Raw genomic sequence first — 16,193 nt, forward strand, 5'->3', positions numbered from 1 at the left:
CCGGAAAGGGGAAAAACATGAAGACGTTAACCGGAAAGTCCTGTATCGTCACGGGCGCCTCCCGCGGTATCGGTCGAGCGATTGCCGAACGGCTGGGCAGGGATGGTGCGTCGGTCATTGTCAACTATTTCCAAAACGCCGAGGCGGCCCATGCCGTGGCGTCAACCATCAAGGCTTCAGGAGGTTGCGGCGTTCCGGTTAAGGGTGACGTCGGAAAATCCGAGGATGTCCGAAGGCTCTTCGATGCCGCCGCGGACCGTTTCGGCAAAATCGATATCCTCGTCAATAACGCCGGGATCGCCGTCGCCCGGAAGTGCCCCATCGCCGAAGTGTCCGATGACGTCTTCGACCGACTTTTCGCCGTCAATACCCGCGGGGTTTTTTCAGCGCTCCGGGAAGGCGCCCGCCGCATAGCGGATCACGGCCGCATCATCACGCTCTCGAGCACCGTCGTATCCATGGCGCTGCCGGGCTACGGCATTTATGCCGCCACCAAGGCGGCGGTTGAGGTCCTGACGCGGATCTTGTCCAAAGAACTGGGCGACCGGAACATCACCGTCAATGCCGTGGCGCCCGGCCCCGTGGATACGGACCTGTTCAACGCCGGCAAAACCGAGGCCGTGAAGCAGCAGATGGCGGATATGTGTCCGCTCCATCGTCTCGGTCGACCCGAGGATATCGCGAATGTCGTGGCGTTCCTGGTCAGCGACCAGGGCGGCTGGGTCAACGGTCAGATTGTTCGGGCCAACGGGGGGATGGTCTGAGGACGCCTATTCCCGCACCAGCACGTCGACAAAAGCCTTCCGGGTGATGCCGCCGAGACAGGGGGCGGGGTCGATTCCGGAGAGAACCCGCTCCACGTCGATTTTCCGGTAGAGACACCCGATGAGGCGGCGCTCCAGTCCACGGATCGCTTCCGGGTCCGGAAAGCTGCCGCGTATGGCGACCTGCTTGATATGCCCTTTCTCGATGACGACGCGGACCTGGAAGGGACCGGTGTCGGATCGGCCGGGCAGCACCAGGGAAAATCGGGGTGACCGGCCATGATTCCAGTGCCAGGAATGGTATTTGTCCCGGGCCAGCGCATCCACCACATCCCACTGATGCCCATCCAGACGGTACACCGATCCGTCACCCCCCCAGGCGTCGACAACACCGTCCCGGATGCCGGACTTGAAGGCATGCATGGAAACGTCCGAAGGCAGGAATTCGACAATATTGGCTACGGGGCTCCGCAACGATCGCACCGCCTTCGACGCCATGGGATCCGACGGCGGCGCAAGCGCATTCCAAAGCACGTCCAGCCGGGCGTCGAAAAGGAGCGTGCCGTGGACGAGCAGGCCTTTCCCGTTCGAATACTGGGATATCCCGGATATCTTTCTGCCGTCCACGACGATGTCGTTTCCGGCATTGAGCGCTGCGGGAACCCCCATGCCTTTCAAGGCAGCGATGATGGGCGCGGCGAAGAATGCATAGTTGTTGAGATAAGCGGGGTCGAAACGGGTGATGAAGCTGAAGTTCAGATTGCCGTGATCGTGATAGACCGCCCCGCCCCCGGATATTCGTCGCACCAGCGGCATGTTGTTTTCAGCCAGATAGGCTGAATCGACTTCAAGAAGCGGATTCTGGTTTCTGCCGATAATGACGGAAGGACGGTTGACATAGAGCAGCAGGTATCCGTGATTCAGATCAACGTGTCCTGTGGCGTACTCCTCGAGAGCCAGATTTATTCGGGGATCGTCGACATGATTGTTGTGGATCAGAAACAAGCGGTTCGCCATGGCACCCTATCCATGAAACCCATCGCCGCCCCAGACCCGTGCCGCCGACAAAGGCAAATCGTCTCGAGCGGTCAGATCTGAAAACGCCGCACGGGGACGGCATCGGAAATCGCAGTGACGGGGAAGGCGTGTCAGATGACCGTCGACAGAAAAACGATTCCCAGTGTCACGCAGATCAAGACGGTAATATTGAAAATACGACGATATTCGGCCGTGATCGATGTTCTGTCGTTCAACCGTTTGAAAAAGAGGATCTCATTCGGGGTGAATTTCAGCGGCCCGTTGGATTTCGGTTTCGTCACATGCGTTCCTTTTGACGGTGATCTGTAATTTGAGGTTTCAAAGTCGCTCGTTCAGTTATAAAAATTATTATACATAAAAAAGGACGCTGTCAACGACGGAATCCCGGCTTTTTTGTTCCTTGCCAAAATCTGTAAAGCCTTTTATGAAAGACGACATCATTCACGGCTGCTTTTCAGAGAGGGTATCATGGTCATTGCGGGACTCACAGGCGGAATCGCCACCGGCAAGTCGACGGTAGCGAGGTTTTTCAAGGCGGCCGGAGCCGCCGTCATCGACGCCGACCAGATCGCCCACGACGTGGTTCGCCGGGGATTGCCGGCATGGCAGGGCATCGTGGCGGCTTTCAGCCGGGACGTACTTCGGGAGGACGGTGAAATAGACCGGGAAAAGCTGGGCCGGATCATTTTCAACGACGCCGCCCGGAAATCGGCCTTGAACCGCATCGTCCACCCGTTTGTTTTCGAAGAGATGGAAAAACAAATGCGGGAAATCGAGGCGACCGCCCCTGAAACGGTGGTCATACAGGACATCCCGCTTCTTTTCGAATCGGGGATGCACCGCAAGCTGCCCAGGATCATTGTGGTGTACGTGCCGGAAGCCCTTCAATTTTCCCGTCTGATGAAGCGGAATCACCTGAGCGCGGCGGAGGCGCGGGCGCGCATCCGGAGCCAGATCCCCATCGAGGAAAAACGCAACCTGGCGGATATTCTGATCGATAATTCCGGAACCCTGGAGCAGACGCGGGAGAGAAGCCTCGAGGTCTATGCGATGCTGAAACGGTCCGTATCGAGACCCTGAACCCAGCCCTCATCCTCCGGGGAGCGTGTGCCGGACAGCGACGAAAGTCCGGGAAAAAGAGGAAACATTCATGCCGTTTATCGCCGACCTCCACGTTCATTCCAGGTTTTCGCGGGCCACCGCCAAAAATCTGGACCTGGAGCACCTTTACATCAGTGCCGCCGTCAAGGGCATTTCGGTGGTGGCCACCGGGGACTTCACCCATCCCGCATGGTTTCAGGAGCTTCGGGAAAAACTCATCCCGGCGGAGCCCGGCCTTTTCGCCCTCCGGGAGGATATAAGACGCCGATGTGACGCCGAGATACCCCCCTCCTGCAAGGGGACGGTCCGGTTCATTCTGGAAACCGAAATCAGCAATATTTACAAGAAAGCCGACAGAACCCGAAAAAACCACAACCTCATCTACGTGCCCTCCCTGGCGGTGGCGGAAACCCTCAATGCACGGCTGGACGCCATCGGCAACATCCGTTCGGACGGCAGGCCCATCCTGGGTCTTGACGCCAGGAATCTCCTGGAGGTGATGCTCGAGTGCTCTGAAGACGCATTCCTGATTCCGGCCCATATCTGGACGCCCTGGTTTTCACTTCTGGGGTCCAGGTCGGGATTCGACAGTCTCTCAGCCTGCTTCGAGGACCTGTCCCACCATATCTTTGCCGTGGAAACCGGGCTCTCTTCGGATCCGCCCATGAACCGCCGGATCTCGGAGTTGGACTCCCGGACCCTCGTCTCCAATTCAGACGCGCATTCGCCGGCCAACCTGGGACGGAACGCCAATCTGTTCGACACGACGCTCTCTTTTTTCGGCATTCGGGACGCGCTCCTGTCCGGAGATCCGGATCGGTGCCGGGGCACTATAGATCTCTATCCGGAAGAGGGCAAATACCACATGGACGGACATCGAAAGTGCGGCATCTGGCGCCGTCCATCCGAAGGGGCCGAAACCGAATGGCGCTGTCCCGCCTGCGGTGCGCCCATGACCCTGGGGGTGCTCCATCGCGTCGAAACCCTTGCCGACCGCCCGGAAGGCGCGATACCCGACGGAAAGCCGCCGTTTTACCACCTGATCCCCCTTGCGGAAATCCTCTCTGAAATTCTCGACGTCGGGGTCAAAACCCGAACGGTGGACCGCTGTTACCGGAAAGCGATCCATTGCCTGGGCCCGGAGCTCCACATCCTGAAAGACTGTCCCATAGACCGCATCCTCGAAGCGGATATCCCCCTTCTGGGGGAAGCGATCGACCGAATGCGAAGCGGGCGCGTTCATATCTCTCCCGGCTTCGACGGAGAGTACGGCCGGATACGGGTCTTCGCACAAGGTGAAAAGAGCGTTCTGACCGGACAGCAATCCCTGTTTTCCCGAAAACGAACACCTGCGGCCGCCGTCGAAGCGTCGTCGCCTGTTCCGCCGTTTGGAACGGCCCTGCCTGAAAGGGGGGATGCGAAAGCATTACCGGCCACAGGGCCGAACCCCTCCCATGCCGCCTCCGGAACGGACAGCCTCAACACCGCCCAGAAATCCGCCGTTGTGCATTCCGGCTCGCCCCTTCTGATCATCGCAGGACCGGGCACCGGCAAGACCCGGACCCTGACCCATCGGATCGTTTTTCTGACGGCGGTCCGCCGCGTATCCCCCGAAAACATTCTGGCGATCACCTTCACCAACAAGGCCGCCCGGGAGATGCGCGAACGGGTGGCGGCACTTTTCCAGACCGCCGGTCCGTCTCCCGGCCGGCTGCCCACCATCGGGACCTTTCACGGTTTCTGCCTGACCGTTCTGAGATCGGTCCAGGGCGATTCCCACACCGTCATCGATGAACATGATCGGCAACGCCTGATTCAGGCGGCCTTCGAAAAACACGGCGGCAAAACCTTCAGTCCCGACCTGTCGGCCCGGCGGCTATCGGATCTGATCACACGGGCCAAACAATATCTCTGGGGGCCGGAGGATGATTTGAGTTCGCTGGCCGATGAGAAGGCCTGCCACGTTCTGGGAACGATCTACCGGAGCTATCAGGGGATGCTTACGGTCGAAAGGCTCCTCGACTACGACGATCTGATCATGAATACGGTGCGTCATCTCGAGGGGAATCCTGCTTTCCGCCGGGAGCTGATCGATCGTTATCATCATGTTCTCGTGGACGAATACCAGGATGTCAACCCCGCCCAGTACCGGCTCGTTCGAATCCTGTGCCCCAGAAGCGACAAGGAGCTCTTCGTCATCGGGGATCCGGATCAGTCCATCTACGGCTTTCGCGGCGCCGATGCAGCCTGCTTCAGCCGATTCGCCGAGGATTATCCCGGAAGCCGGACCATCCATCTCAACCGGAACTACCGATCGGTTGAAACCATCCTCGACGCCGCCCACCAGGTCATTCGCCGGCACAGCCTGAATACCCCCGAAGTCCGCGCCTATTCCAACATCCAGGGCGTCAAGACCCTCACGGTCATGGAGACCCCGACGGAGCGGAGCGAGGCGACGGCCGTCGGCCGGATCATCGAATCCATGGTGGGGGGATTCGGCTTTCAATCCATCGATTTCGGCGGCGCCGACGGCGCCTTCGGTGAAAGAGAGCACGCCTTTTCCGATTTCGCCGTGCTCTACCGCAGTCATGTTCAGGGGCAAATCCTTTCAAAAACCCTTCAGGACGCCGGTATTCCCTGTCAGTTGGTCCACCGGGAAAGCGTCTACGGTCAGCCCGGGGTCCTGGAATTGACATCCTTATTAAAGCTTGTTTTCCGAAAAGGCATCATGAACGATTTCGACAGGGTTTGCCGCCTGCCGTTTTTCGGCTGGGACGAAAGCAGTCTGGCCGACTTCAAAGACCGTTTCTACGCCGCCGAAACGCCCCTCGATGCCTTGCTGTGGGTCGATTCAACCGCCGTCAACGAAATGCCCGGGAACATTCGGGAGCGGTTTTTCCGCACGCGGGACGTTCTGAAAGACCTTCGCGAAAGCGTGCGCGGAAAGTCCCTTGGAGCGGCGCTCTCTGTCCTGAAGGATCGCGCCGGTCTTCAGCGGATGATCGATGCGTCACCTGAACGGGCGGCGGCGCTGGAAGGTCTGATCCAAAGGACCGACAGCCGTTCGTGTGAACGGGTCGACGACCTGTTCGCCGCCGCCGCCCTGGAAACCGATGCCGATCTCCATGACGGGGAGGCCCAGAAGGTGACACTCATGACCTTTCATGCATCCAAGGGGCTCGAGTTTTCGGTCGTCTTTATCGTCGGTTGCGAGGACGGCCTCGTGCCTTTCAGGCGCGCCGACAACCATTGCGAGGATCCGGCCGAGGAGCGGAGACTTTTCTATGTGGGAATGACCCGGGCCAGGGAACGGCTCTTTCTGCTGAGTGCCGGAAACCGGATGGTCCACGGCAGACTGGAAAAGAGAATCCTGTCGCCCTTTGTCCTGGACATCGAGCGCCGCCTGGTCGAGCGGCGGCGCGTCGAGAACCGCGGCTCCGCCAAGCAGCCGATCCAACTGGGCCTGTTCACCGGGGAGTAGCGGGTTGAAGGGCCGTCCCTTTCGGGCCGTCCATGGGTGCAGTGGTTTACTTTCATGAAATCCGGCGCTATGTTATTTTTTGAATCTCAGCTGTCAATTTTCACAGGCCGGTGCCGGGAGGATACGGCCCGCGCCCCGCGCGGTTTCGTTCAAGTGCCGCTGTCGGGTCACCCTCATGAAAGTCGAAAGTTGAGTTTGAATCTCAAACGGAAAAGAGGAGTGCAACGTGTATCTGGCGCGCCGTCAAGTTCAGGGCAAAACCTACTACGCCATACGGGAATCCTATCCTGCGGGCAAGATCTTTCGGAGTCGGCATCTGATAGACCTCGGGACCGACCCTGCCGCCTATGTACAATACCCGGGAGGAAACGCCTTTTACATTCATGAATCCATCGAGGACCGACTCCGGGCCCTCGACGTCGTTTATGAAGCGGACGAGCTGGACGAGATCTTCTGGCCGTTTGTCCGTCCGGATATCCGGAAAGCTCAGGCCTATTTTCGACGAAGGGGCCGCGCAGCGCGCGGCACCGCTTTCGACGATGCCCTGGCCGGCGACGTTTTTCACCTCTTTGATCGAAGGCGGGTGCACTATCTTCGATTCGGTCAGATGGATCAGGGGCGGATCGGACGGGTATCGCCGCGGCTTTTCAAGATCTTTCTCGGTAAATCACGGGATGAAATCGAACAGTATTTCATCCAGGCGGAACAACTGCTGAAACCCCATGAGGTCAAATCCTATGTTTTTGTCATCTTTGATTTACAGCGGCACTTTTCCGAGCACTTCGCCAAAACCATGCCCCAGGGGCTCGATCAGGGCATAGTGGACACCCTCTTTCTCCAGGACGTCTGCCGAATGAACCGCGACAGACGTTTCTGGGGCGATATCACTCCGGAGAACCGGCTCCACCCCTATCTGGTCCGATATCTCATTATGTTTTTCGACAACGATTACGGGCGGAGCAGCTATCTGGACGACATCCTTCAGGCCTGGATCAACAGCCGGAGAGATTTTCATTTTCCCGAAAGAAGGGTGCGCGTCTCCTTCAAGGAGGCCGGCACCGTATTCGGTATTTCCGAGGAAGCACTGAGACGGTTGTCCAGAAAGGAATTGTCCCGCCTCTTTCGTCAAAAGGCACAGGAGATGCATCCGGACAAAGGCGGAGACCATGACGCGTTCATACGCCTGGCAACGGCCTATCAGGACATCAAAGAACACAAGAAGTGAACGTTGGAGCGAAGCGTTCCGGCGTATGTCGAAAGGAGGGCGTGATCATGAAACACCGCATCGTCGCCGTGCTGCTGATGGTGCCGGCCATCCTGCTGTTCGCGGCATCCGCCCGCGCCGTGACTATCGAATTGAGCGGCGATCGTATTTCCATACACGCCGAGAAGTCGCCCCTTTCGGTCATTCTATCCCGGCTTTCAGCATCCGGCATCCAGATCCAGTGTCCGCCCCACATCGATCCCGAGGTGACGGCGACCGTCACGGATAAACCGATTCACGAAGGGTTGGGCGCGGTGCTCAAGCCTTACGGCTATGTTCTTTTCTGGGAGCGGTCTGGAAAGAACAAGTCGCTGCGGCCGGCGGAACTGCACGTTTTCGATTCAGTCGGGAGGGAGGAGAACGGTCGCGAGGAAAGGGAAGAGGGCTTTGCCGTGGCTGTAAACCCCAAGGATGGATCGCTCTACGTCAGAAATGAAATTCTGCTTCGCATTGCACCGGGAAGCGACGGAGAGATCCTCAGAAGCCTGGTCTCGGGGTTGGGCGGCGTCATTCTTGAAACGGACGCACTTTTGGGCATCCATCGCGTCCGTCTGCCCGACGGCATCGACATCCCGGATTTTCCGGCAAAACTCAAGGCCGGGGAAAACCGCCTCACAGCCGAACCCAATTATGCGTATCCCATTGATTTTCCGCGCAGGTTTGTCGGCCGTGCCCCACGTTTCGAAAGCGTGGCCCCTCAAAACATCATTTCCGATACCACCGGCGTCCCGGTGGCGGTTCTGGATTCGGGATGGACGGCCGGATACGGGCTGGAAGAACGCGTGATCGCGGCGCTGGATGCCGTCAACCCGGGTATGCCGGTCACGGATGGTCTCGGCCACGGCACTCAGATGGCGCTGATCGCAGCAGGGGAGGTTCGTCCCATGGGGACGGCGGGAGAGGACGCGAAGGCGTCTCCGATTATTCCCATCCGGACCTTTGACGACAGCGGCATAACCTCCAACTTCGCCCTCATGCGGGGAATCGATTTCGCCTTGAGCAGCGGCGCGAGGGTTCTCAACATGAGCTGGGGCTCTGAAACATCGAGCCCGTTTCTGGAGGAGGCGCTCGCCTACGCGGACAATCGGGGCCTCATCGTCGTCGCCGCTGCCGGAAACAAGGCCACCGGCGCCCCCGTCTATCCCGCAGCCTATCCCACCGTCCTGGGCATCGGTGCCCTCGCTCCGGACGGAACCCCCTGGCAGCATTCAAACTACGGCAGCTTTGTTGCGCTTTCGGCGCCGGGCTATGCCGACCTGCCCGTCGGCTACAAGGGGGAGGCGGGCATCTACGCAGGAACGTCTATTGCCGCGGCCTACGTTGCGAACGTCATTTCGGGGTGGTTGACGGAGAATCCGGACTGGCAGAAATCGGACGTGATGCATCGTTTGAGAACCCACGGGCTGAAACGACAAAATCCTTGAATCCGGCGGACGCAACCCGCCCGCCTCGTCGTGCCGCACATCCCATCCGTCCCTGCCGGGTCGCGGGGACGTATCAGGAACTGCGCGTGCAGGAGCGCGTTCCCGCCAGAACGCTCTGGATTCTGTCGAGACGCTCGCACCCGTCGATGCATGCTGGAAAACGATCTCTCTCCTCACAATTTCTGCAAGGACTTTTTACGAGGGTACCGATCTCGAAATCGAATGTAAATGTGTATAGGGTCATAACATGTCACGCGGCCGACACGGGCGAAGCGCTCCAAAGGGACTTCCGCCGCGGCCGTTTAAGGGTGTATTCGTATCCTGACGGGCCGTGACCGTTCGGATTTCAGATCAATCCTCTTTACCATGCCGACTCAATTTTCGCAATGCAAAGTATGGCCCGTCCAACAGGAATCCGGGGTACCCCGACCGATCAGGACATTTTTTTCAGACCGTTGATTTTTCAGGACCTTTTTGTTATATATCCAATTTTCGACTTTCATGACGGTGACCGGATAGAGGTGACCTGTGAAAGTCGAAAGTTGAGAAATGGTTTTGTGATCCCCCATACCCCGGGAAGGAACGGTCCCGGTGAACACCGGGATGGAACGACCCAATCAAGGAGAGTGATGCTATGAATGTTGTCAATGCCCTGTCGCGCCGTGCATTTTTCTGGGTCTTTTTTTTCAGTGCCCTGATGTGGTTTCTGATCGATGCGGCCGTCTATGTCGCACTCAATGTGGTATCCCTGAAGATATCGGTGCTGCAGGAAGACGCCGGCATTGCAGACTTCCGTGAGACCGTTTCGCAATTCAAGACCTGGATCGACCTGATCGCGGAATATTATATCCCCGCATCCGTCGTCCTTGGCCTGGTGTTCATTCTCCTCCTCTGGCTTTGTCTGAGGCTCTCGTTTCCCGGCGCCCTCCGCAAGGCTGCGTCGGTGCCGCCGCCACGCTTGAAGGAGGCTAGGTCCCGGAAGAAAGATACGGCGATCGAAGCCCCTGAGCCCACGGCCGTCAAAGGCGAACGGGAAAGGCTGTATCTCTATCTCTTTTCCATCCTGCAACGGGAAGGGCGCCTGATGGACTTCCTTGCAGAAGACATCGATGCATACGACGACGCGGACATCGGGGCCGCCGTTCGCAGCATCCACGAGAACTGCCGGAAAATCATCGACAAGTATATCATTCCAAAATCGATTCTGAGCGATGACGAGGAGAGCGAAATCACCGTCGAACCGGGATTCGACCCCAATGCCGTCAAACTGACCGGAAACGTCGCGGGCAATCCGCCGTTCAGGGGGATCGTACGTCACAAGGGCTGGAAAGCGGGCAAACTCGATATGCCCACCTTGTCCGGCGAGCGGGATCCGCGGATCATCGCCCCGGCAGAGGTTGAGATTTTATAGTCGACGCAGGAAACACACTTTCACGGAAACGTCAATCAAGGAGAATTATCATTGTCAGATCCTGCCTATATAATCGGTATTGATCTAGGCACGACCAACAGCGTGGTCGCCTACACCGAAGCCCAATTCCGGAAAGGGGAAAAAGCGGAGATCCGGGTGCTGGAGATACCGCAACTCACCGATGCCGGGGTGGTCGAACAACAACCCTTGCTGCCGTCGTTCATTCTGTTGCCCAGCCCCCACGACGTTCCGCCGGACGGGCTCAAACTGCCGTGGTCGGATACCCGAACGATGGCCGTGGGTCAATTTGCCAAGGAGAGGGGCGCCGAACTGCCCCAGAAGCTGATTGCCTCCTCCAAATCCTGGTTGTGTCACACATGGGTGGATCGGAACAAACCCATTCTGCCCTGGGAGGGGCCCGACGATCTGACCAAACTATCTCCGGTGGCGGCGGCGGCGGAAATTCTGAAACACATCCGGGATGCCTGGAACTACACCATGGCCCGGGAAGACGAATCTCTCCGCATCGAACACCAGGAGGTGCTGTTGACCGTTCCGGCGTCCTTTGACGCCGTAGCCAGGGATCTCACCGTCAAGGCGGCCGAAATGGCGGGGCTGACCCGGATCACGCTGCTGGAGGAACCCCAGGCGGCTTTTTACGCATGGATCGAAGCTTCGAACGACCAGTGGCGGGAAAATATCGAGAAGGGAGACCTTGTCCTGGTGTTTGACGTGGGCGGCGGCACCTCCGATTTCAGCCTTATCGAGGTGGATGAAGAAAACGGAGAGCTGGCCCTCAAACGCATCGCCGTCGGCGATCATCTTCTCGTGGGAGGGGACAATATGGATCTGACCCTTGCCTACGCCGCCTCGCGGAAGCTCTCCGGCAAGAAAAGCCCGGATGCATGGCAGATGCGCAGCCTCTGGCATGCCTGCCGAAAGGCCAAGGAGGTTCTCCTCTCGGACCCCGAGGCCAGGGACTATACCGTAACGGTCCTGGGGCGCGGCAGCAAGTTGATCGGCGGAACTCGAAAAGCCGTCCTGGAGCGTGATATGGTCCAGAAGATTCTTCTGGAAGGCTTTTTCCCTGAATGCGGTCTGGACGCCGTTCCTCAGGTGAAACAAAAATCAGGCATCCAGGAGGTGGGGCTGGCCTATGAGTCCGATCCCGCCATCACCCGCCATCTGGCCCACTTTCTCAGCCGCCAGCAGCCGGATGACAACGGCCGCCGCCGGCTGCCGACGGCGATACTGTTCAACGGCGGGGTCATGAAGGCTGAAGTTCTCCGCAACCATCTGGTTCAAATTCTATCTTCCTGGACCGACACCGATGCCGACCGTGCCCTCCGCGAAATTGCCACCGCGGATTTCGATCTCAGCGTAGCGCGGGGCGCCGCCTATTACGGTCTCGTTCGAAAGGGGGAGGGGATTCGGATCCGCGGCGGCCTGAACAAAGCCTATTATATCGGCGTGGCCGCATCGCTTCCCGCGGTCCCGGGGATGCCGGTTCCCATCAAGGCGCTCTGCGTAGCGCCCTTCGGCATGGAGGAGGGAACGGAGGGATCTCTGCCGGATCAGGAATTCATTCTCGTCGTGGGAGAGCCGGTAAAATTCGACTTCCTTGGATCCTCCGTCAGAATCGACGACACGATGGGGCAGGTGATCGAGGAATGGGAGGATGACATCGAGGAGATCACCACCATGGAAACCACTCTGGACGGCGAAACCGGAACGGCCATACCCGTGATCCTCGAGATCCGGGTGACCGAGATCGGAACCCTCGAGATATGGTGCGTATCCAAACTCGAACCGAGCCGGCGCTGGAAGCTGGAATTCAACGTCCGGGAGCAGAGCCGCGACAGCCGTTCATAGAACGATTTGCCTTCAGTCTTCAGTCTGTTATCGGAGCATGGTGATCCGGGGCCGTGAAGCGATCTCGGGGGCGGTTTCGAAAAACCCCGCGACGGCCTCCCGGAGGGCATCCATCGATTTCGCCTTGTGCACCATGGCGTAAAACGTATGGCCGAACTTGAAATTGGCGGCAAAATAATTGGAAAATTTATAGTATCGGCGAATTGCCGTCGATTCGTCAAAATGCTTTCCCAAAAGATCGATCAATCCCAGGGCACACCGCCGGTAAACGTCGTCATCCGGCAGAACCCCGTCGGTCCATTGGGCAAACGTCCACGGACGCGCCACCGCAATCCGCCCGATGGCGACGCCGTCGCATCCGGTTTCGGAAATCATTCTTCTGCAATCGTCAATGTCGAAGACATTCCCGTTCCCGATAACGGGAATGTCTACCGATGACTTGACCATGCCAATGTATGCCCATTTGGGCGGACGGGTCCGTCGATCCGGAGCGACACGGGGATGGTACGTCAGCGCATCCGCCCCTGCGTCGGCAAACCGTCTGGCCAGATCCACGGCGGTCCTCACGTCGTCCTCCCACCCGGTCCTGAATTTCACGAAGAGGGGCACCGATACGGCCTTTCGCACCGCCGATACGATCTTTTCAGCCCGAAGCGGATCCCGCAGAAGCGCGGCACCGCAATTGTGTTTGCAAACGGCGGCGACGGCGCAGCCGAAATTGATGTCGACACCCATGAATCCCTCGGCCGCGACCCGTTCCGCCGCCAAGGCCATCACCGCCGGTTCGTCACCGTAGAGTTGACAGACCAGATGCGGCAGTTCGGCCGCCCGCCACATGAAGCCGGATGCGGCCGGTCCGCCGCCGAACGCCACCGAACGAGACCCCGTCATTTCCGAAAAGAGGAGACCGAATCCGCCGAATTCGGAAACAAGCTCCCGAAACGCCACATTCCCCAATTTGGACAGGGGTGCCAGAAAAAGACGTTTGGGGATAATACATCCCCCCACCCGGATCGGACGATTCAACAGTGCGCGGACATCCTCTGCTTCAGACGGATGCATCGGATTCCGCAGGGTTTCATTTGGCTGAACCCTCATAGGGGAACCGAAGCCCGGTAGATCCTGCCCCGGCCGCGCAACACGTAAGCGCCGACTTCCGCCGGAATCAGCACGGAAACCCCTCTGGTCAGGACCGTTTCTTTCCGGACGCCTTCGGCCCCGATATGGACGCTGCCTTCCGTACACAACAGAATTTCCACCCCGTCCACGGCCTTGCGAACGCCTTCCGACGACGTCCTCATTGAAATGACCGACAGCTGAAATTCCTGTGCGGGGGTGCGATAAACATCTTCATATTCGCTGACCCTTTCGGGGACGAGCTTCTCCAGGGTTCGGGGCGTCGTCTCGAGGATTTTCATCAGTTCCCCCACGTCGATGTGTTTGGCGGTCAGACCGCCCCGAAGCACATTGTCCGAATTGGCCATCAGCTCGATGCCCATGCCGTCAAGATAGGCATGGAGTTCTCCGGCCGGCAGGTAAAGGGCCTGCCCCGGCGTCAGACAAAAAAGATTCAGAATCGCCGGCGAAACAGCGGCAATATCATCAGGATAGGCCTTGTTGAGCGCGGGGATCCATCGGAAAACCGGGCTTTCGTCCATGCGGCGCCGTGAGTTCTCGAGGGCCTCATCGAGAATGGCGCGCTTTCGGGACGCCGGAAACGTCAGAAGGCTTGCGTAAAGCGCCTTGAGGACCTCGGCAGGACGGCCTTCCCGAAGGTTTCCGATTTCATGGGAGAGGGTTCGGGGACAGATTGCTTCGAGAAGGGCTGTGATGTCTGCGACGGGTCGGAAACCGCAGAGCCCCCAGAAAGGCGTGAGCGCACAGATGCATTCGGGTTTGTGATTGTCGTCCCGGTAGTTCCGGTTCGAGGCGTCCAAAGGAATGCCGGCCCGATTCTCCGCCTGAAATCCCGTTGCTGCCTGCCGTCGATCGGGGTGAGCCTGAATGGACAACGGCGCCGCGGCGGCAAGCACCTTGAACAAAAAGGGCAGCCGACGGCTGAACGCCGCGGCCGTGCGTTCACCGAGGATCGCTTCGGGATAACGCTCGATAGCCCGATTCAACGGAATCTGCTCACCGTCCATTTCGATGCGGGAAGGCGCTTTCGGATGTGCGCCCATCCACATTTCCGCCTGGGGGTCGCCGGAAGGCGGGCGGCCCAGCAGATCGGGAATGGCCGTGTGAGAGCCCCAGGGATATTTCAGAATCGCGTTGTCCAGTATCCAAATCCGTGTATCGATCATCTTCTCCATTTCGCTCCCGAAAACCGCTTGAACTTCCGCTGGTCAGCAAGGCATCACCCGTCATGGATTCGCCATGACGGAATCCCGTCGGCCCCTGACGACGCCGCTTCCGGATCATTAACGGCGAACGTCAAGCCTCCTGCATAAAAAACTACCACAAGAGACGGCCGGTGACAAACGGCGATTTTATGGATTGAAAAAAAGAAACGTCTGTGTTACAGAAGCATCTCTGTTTTCGAGGCTTATCTCTGATTTTTCCACTGAATTCAAATTATTAACCAATGAACTCAAGGAGGTCGACATGCGAAAGGGATTTCTGGTTACCGTTACATTCGTGATGGCCGTAATGATGCTATCCCCCCTTGCCTGGGGGAAGACCGTGAAGATCGGCTTCAATATTCCTCTGACCGGAGATATCCCCAAGGTCGGCGAAGAATCGAAATTCGCCGCCGAAATGCTGCGTGAAGACGTCAACGGCGCCGGCGGCCTCGACATCGGCGGCGAAAAATACATGCTCGAGTTCATTTATGAAGACAATGAATCCAAGGCCGAATCGGCGGTTTCCGCAGCCCTGAAGCTCATCGAAAGAGATCAGGTGCTGGCGGTCGTAGGACCCAACTCCAGCAAACAGGCGGTCCCCGGGGGACAGGTCTGTGACGACAACCGCACCCCGATGATCTCCCCGTGGTCCACGAATCCGGACACCACCAGGGATCGGCCGTGGGTCTTCAGAGCCGCATTTCTGGATCCCTTCCAGGGTCCTGTCGCCGCAGACTTCGCCATGAAGCAGTTCAAGGCTAAAACGGCCGCCGTCCTTTTTGCCCTGGCCAACGACTACAGCAAAGGACTCGCCGAAATTTTCAAGGCCGACTTCGAAAAGAAGAACGGCACAGGATCCGTGGTGGCCTATGAAAGTTACGGGGACAAGGATCAGGATTTCAGCGCTCAATTGACCAAGATCATCGCCGCCAAACCGGATTTCATTTTTCTCCCGAACAACTACAACGAAGTCGCCCTCATCGTCAAACAGGCCCACGACCTGGGCTGGACCGGACCGTTCATGGGTGCGGACGCCTGGGGCAATTCCGAGTTGATGACCCTCTGCGGCGATGACTGCAAGGGGCATTATTTCTCGACCCATTACGCCGCGGCGGGCGCTACCGGCGCGACCAAGGAATTTATCGACCGATACCAGAAAAAATACGGCTATCAGCCTGCCGACGTGGCCGCCCTGACATGGGACGCCGCCCGTATCGTCCTGAAGGGGCTTCAGGACATGGGCAGCATCACGGGGGACCTGAAAGACGACCGGAAAAAGTTGAGGGATGCCATTTCAGGCATCGCGGAATTTGAAGGCATCACGGGAAAAATGAAGTTCGACGATCAGGGGGATCCCATCAAATGCGCCGTCGTCGTCAAGATCAGCGATACGGGCGAGTTTGTCTTTACCGAGTCCGTCTGCCCGTGAAAAAAGCTGTTGATACCGTTTAATACGGTTTGGGGCTTCGGGCGGCCGGCTATGGCCGCCCAAAAGG

General features: G+C 58.4%; 12 protein-coding genes. 8 read left to right on the forward strand and 4 right to left on the reverse strand.

What is annotated here, in order from left to right; translation table 11 throughout:
• Nucleotides 1–17 precede the first annotated feature (17 nt).
• Nucleotides 18–764: an SDR family oxidoreductase gene (locus dmul_RS10535; protein ID WP_020877583.1), complete on the forward strand. Its 747-nt coding sequence runs from the start codon at nucleotides 18–20 to the stop codon at nucleotides 762–764.
• A gap of 6 nt (nucleotides 765–770) precedes the next feature.
• Here the strand turns inward: dmul_RS10535 and dmul_RS10540 are convergent, their stop codons facing one another.
• Both dmul_RS10540 and dmul_RS20240 read right to left on the reverse strand, forming a co-directional pair.
• Nucleotides 771–1,781: a lipoate--protein ligase gene (locus dmul_RS10540; RefSeq protein ID WP_020877582.1), complete on the reverse strand. Its 1,011-nt coding sequence runs from the start codon at nucleotides 1,779–1,781 to the stop codon at nucleotides 771–773.
• Between the two features lie 131 nt (nucleotides 1,782–1,912).
• Complete coding sequence (locus dmul_RS20240; protein ID WP_020877581.1) at nucleotides 1,913–2,083, reverse strand: hypothetical protein; 171 nt, start codon at nucleotides 2,081–2,083, stop codon at nucleotides 1,913–1,915.
• Between the two features lie 187 nt (nucleotides 2,084–2,270).
• Here dmul_RS20240 and coaE point away from each other — a divergent pair, with 187 nt between their 5' ends.
• The 6 genes from coaE to dmul_RS10575 all read left to right on the forward strand — a co-directional run bounded on the left by coaE (nucleotide 2,271) and on the right by dmul_RS10575 (nucleotide 12,355).
• A complete protein-coding gene (gene coaE / locus dmul_RS10545; protein WP_020877580.1) occupies nucleotides 2,271–2,882 on the forward strand; it encodes a dephospho-CoA kinase in 612 nt (203 codons plus the stop codon).
• Nucleotides 2,883–2,952: 70 nt separating this feature from the next.
• Nucleotides 2,953–6,384 (forward strand): UvrD-helicase domain-containing protein, encoded by a 3,432-nt coding sequence (locus tag dmul_RS20730; RefSeq protein WP_020877579.1) that lies wholly within the window; start codon nucleotides 2,953–2,955, stop codon nucleotides 6,382–6,384.
• Nucleotides 6,385–6,610: 226 nt separating this feature from the next.
• Nucleotides 6,611–7,609 carry a J domain-containing protein gene (locus dmul_RS10555; protein WP_020877578.1) on the forward strand — a complete coding sequence of 333 codons (999 nt, stop codon included), beginning with the start codon at nucleotides 6,611–6,613 and terminating at the stop codon, nucleotides 7,607–7,609.
• Nucleotides 7,610–7,656: 47 nt separating this feature from the next.
• The gene (locus dmul_RS10560; protein WP_020877577.1) at nucleotides 7,657–9,072 is read left to right on the forward strand and encodes a S8 family peptidase; all 1,416 of its coding nucleotides are present in this window, start codon (nucleotides 7,657–7,659) and stop codon (nucleotides 9,070–9,072) included.
• 634 nt (nucleotides 9,073–9,706) lie between these two features.
• Nucleotides 9,707–10,483, forward strand: a complete 777-nt coding sequence (locus dmul_RS10570) for a DUF2760 domain-containing protein (RefSeq protein ID WP_020877576.1) — start codon at nucleotides 9,707–9,709, stop codon at nucleotides 10,481–10,483.
• Nucleotides 10,484–10,534: 51 nt separating this feature from the next.
• Complete coding sequence (locus dmul_RS10575) at nucleotides 10,535–12,355, forward strand: Hsp70 family protein (protein ID WP_020877575.1); 1,821 nt, start codon at nucleotides 10,535–10,537, stop codon at nucleotides 12,353–12,355.
• A gap of 27 nt (nucleotides 12,356–12,382) precedes the next feature.
• Here the strand turns inward: dmul_RS10575 and dmul_RS10580 are convergent, their stop codons facing one another.
• Both dmul_RS10580 and manA read right to left on the reverse strand, forming a co-directional pair.
• Nucleotides 12,383–13,417 (reverse strand): tRNA dihydrouridine synthase, encoded by a 1,035-nt coding sequence (locus dmul_RS10580; protein ID WP_020877574.1) that lies wholly within the window; start codon nucleotides 13,415–13,417, stop codon nucleotides 12,383–12,385.
• Between the two features lie 32 nt (nucleotides 13,418–13,449).
• Nucleotides 13,450–14,667 (reverse strand): mannose-6-phosphate isomerase, class I, encoded by a 1,218-nt coding sequence (gene manA, locus dmul_RS10585; protein WP_020877573.1) that lies wholly within the window; start codon nucleotides 14,665–14,667, stop codon nucleotides 13,450–13,452.
• Between the two features lie 292 nt (nucleotides 14,668–14,959).
• On the opposite strand from manA, the gene dmul_RS10590 reads away from it, so the two are divergent.
• The gene (locus dmul_RS10590; RefSeq protein ID WP_020877572.1) at nucleotides 14,960–16,126 is read left to right on the forward strand and encodes an ABC transporter substrate-binding protein; all 1,167 of its coding nucleotides are present in this window, start codon (nucleotides 14,960–14,962) and stop codon (nucleotides 16,124–16,126) included.
• Nucleotides 16,127–16,193: the final 67 nt, after the last annotated feature.

Source organism: Desulfococcus multivorans, from assembly GCF_001854245.1.
Taxonomy (GTDB): domain Bacteria; phylum Desulfobacterota; class Desulfobacteria; order Desulfobacterales; family Desulfococcaceae; genus Desulfococcus; species Desulfococcus multivorans.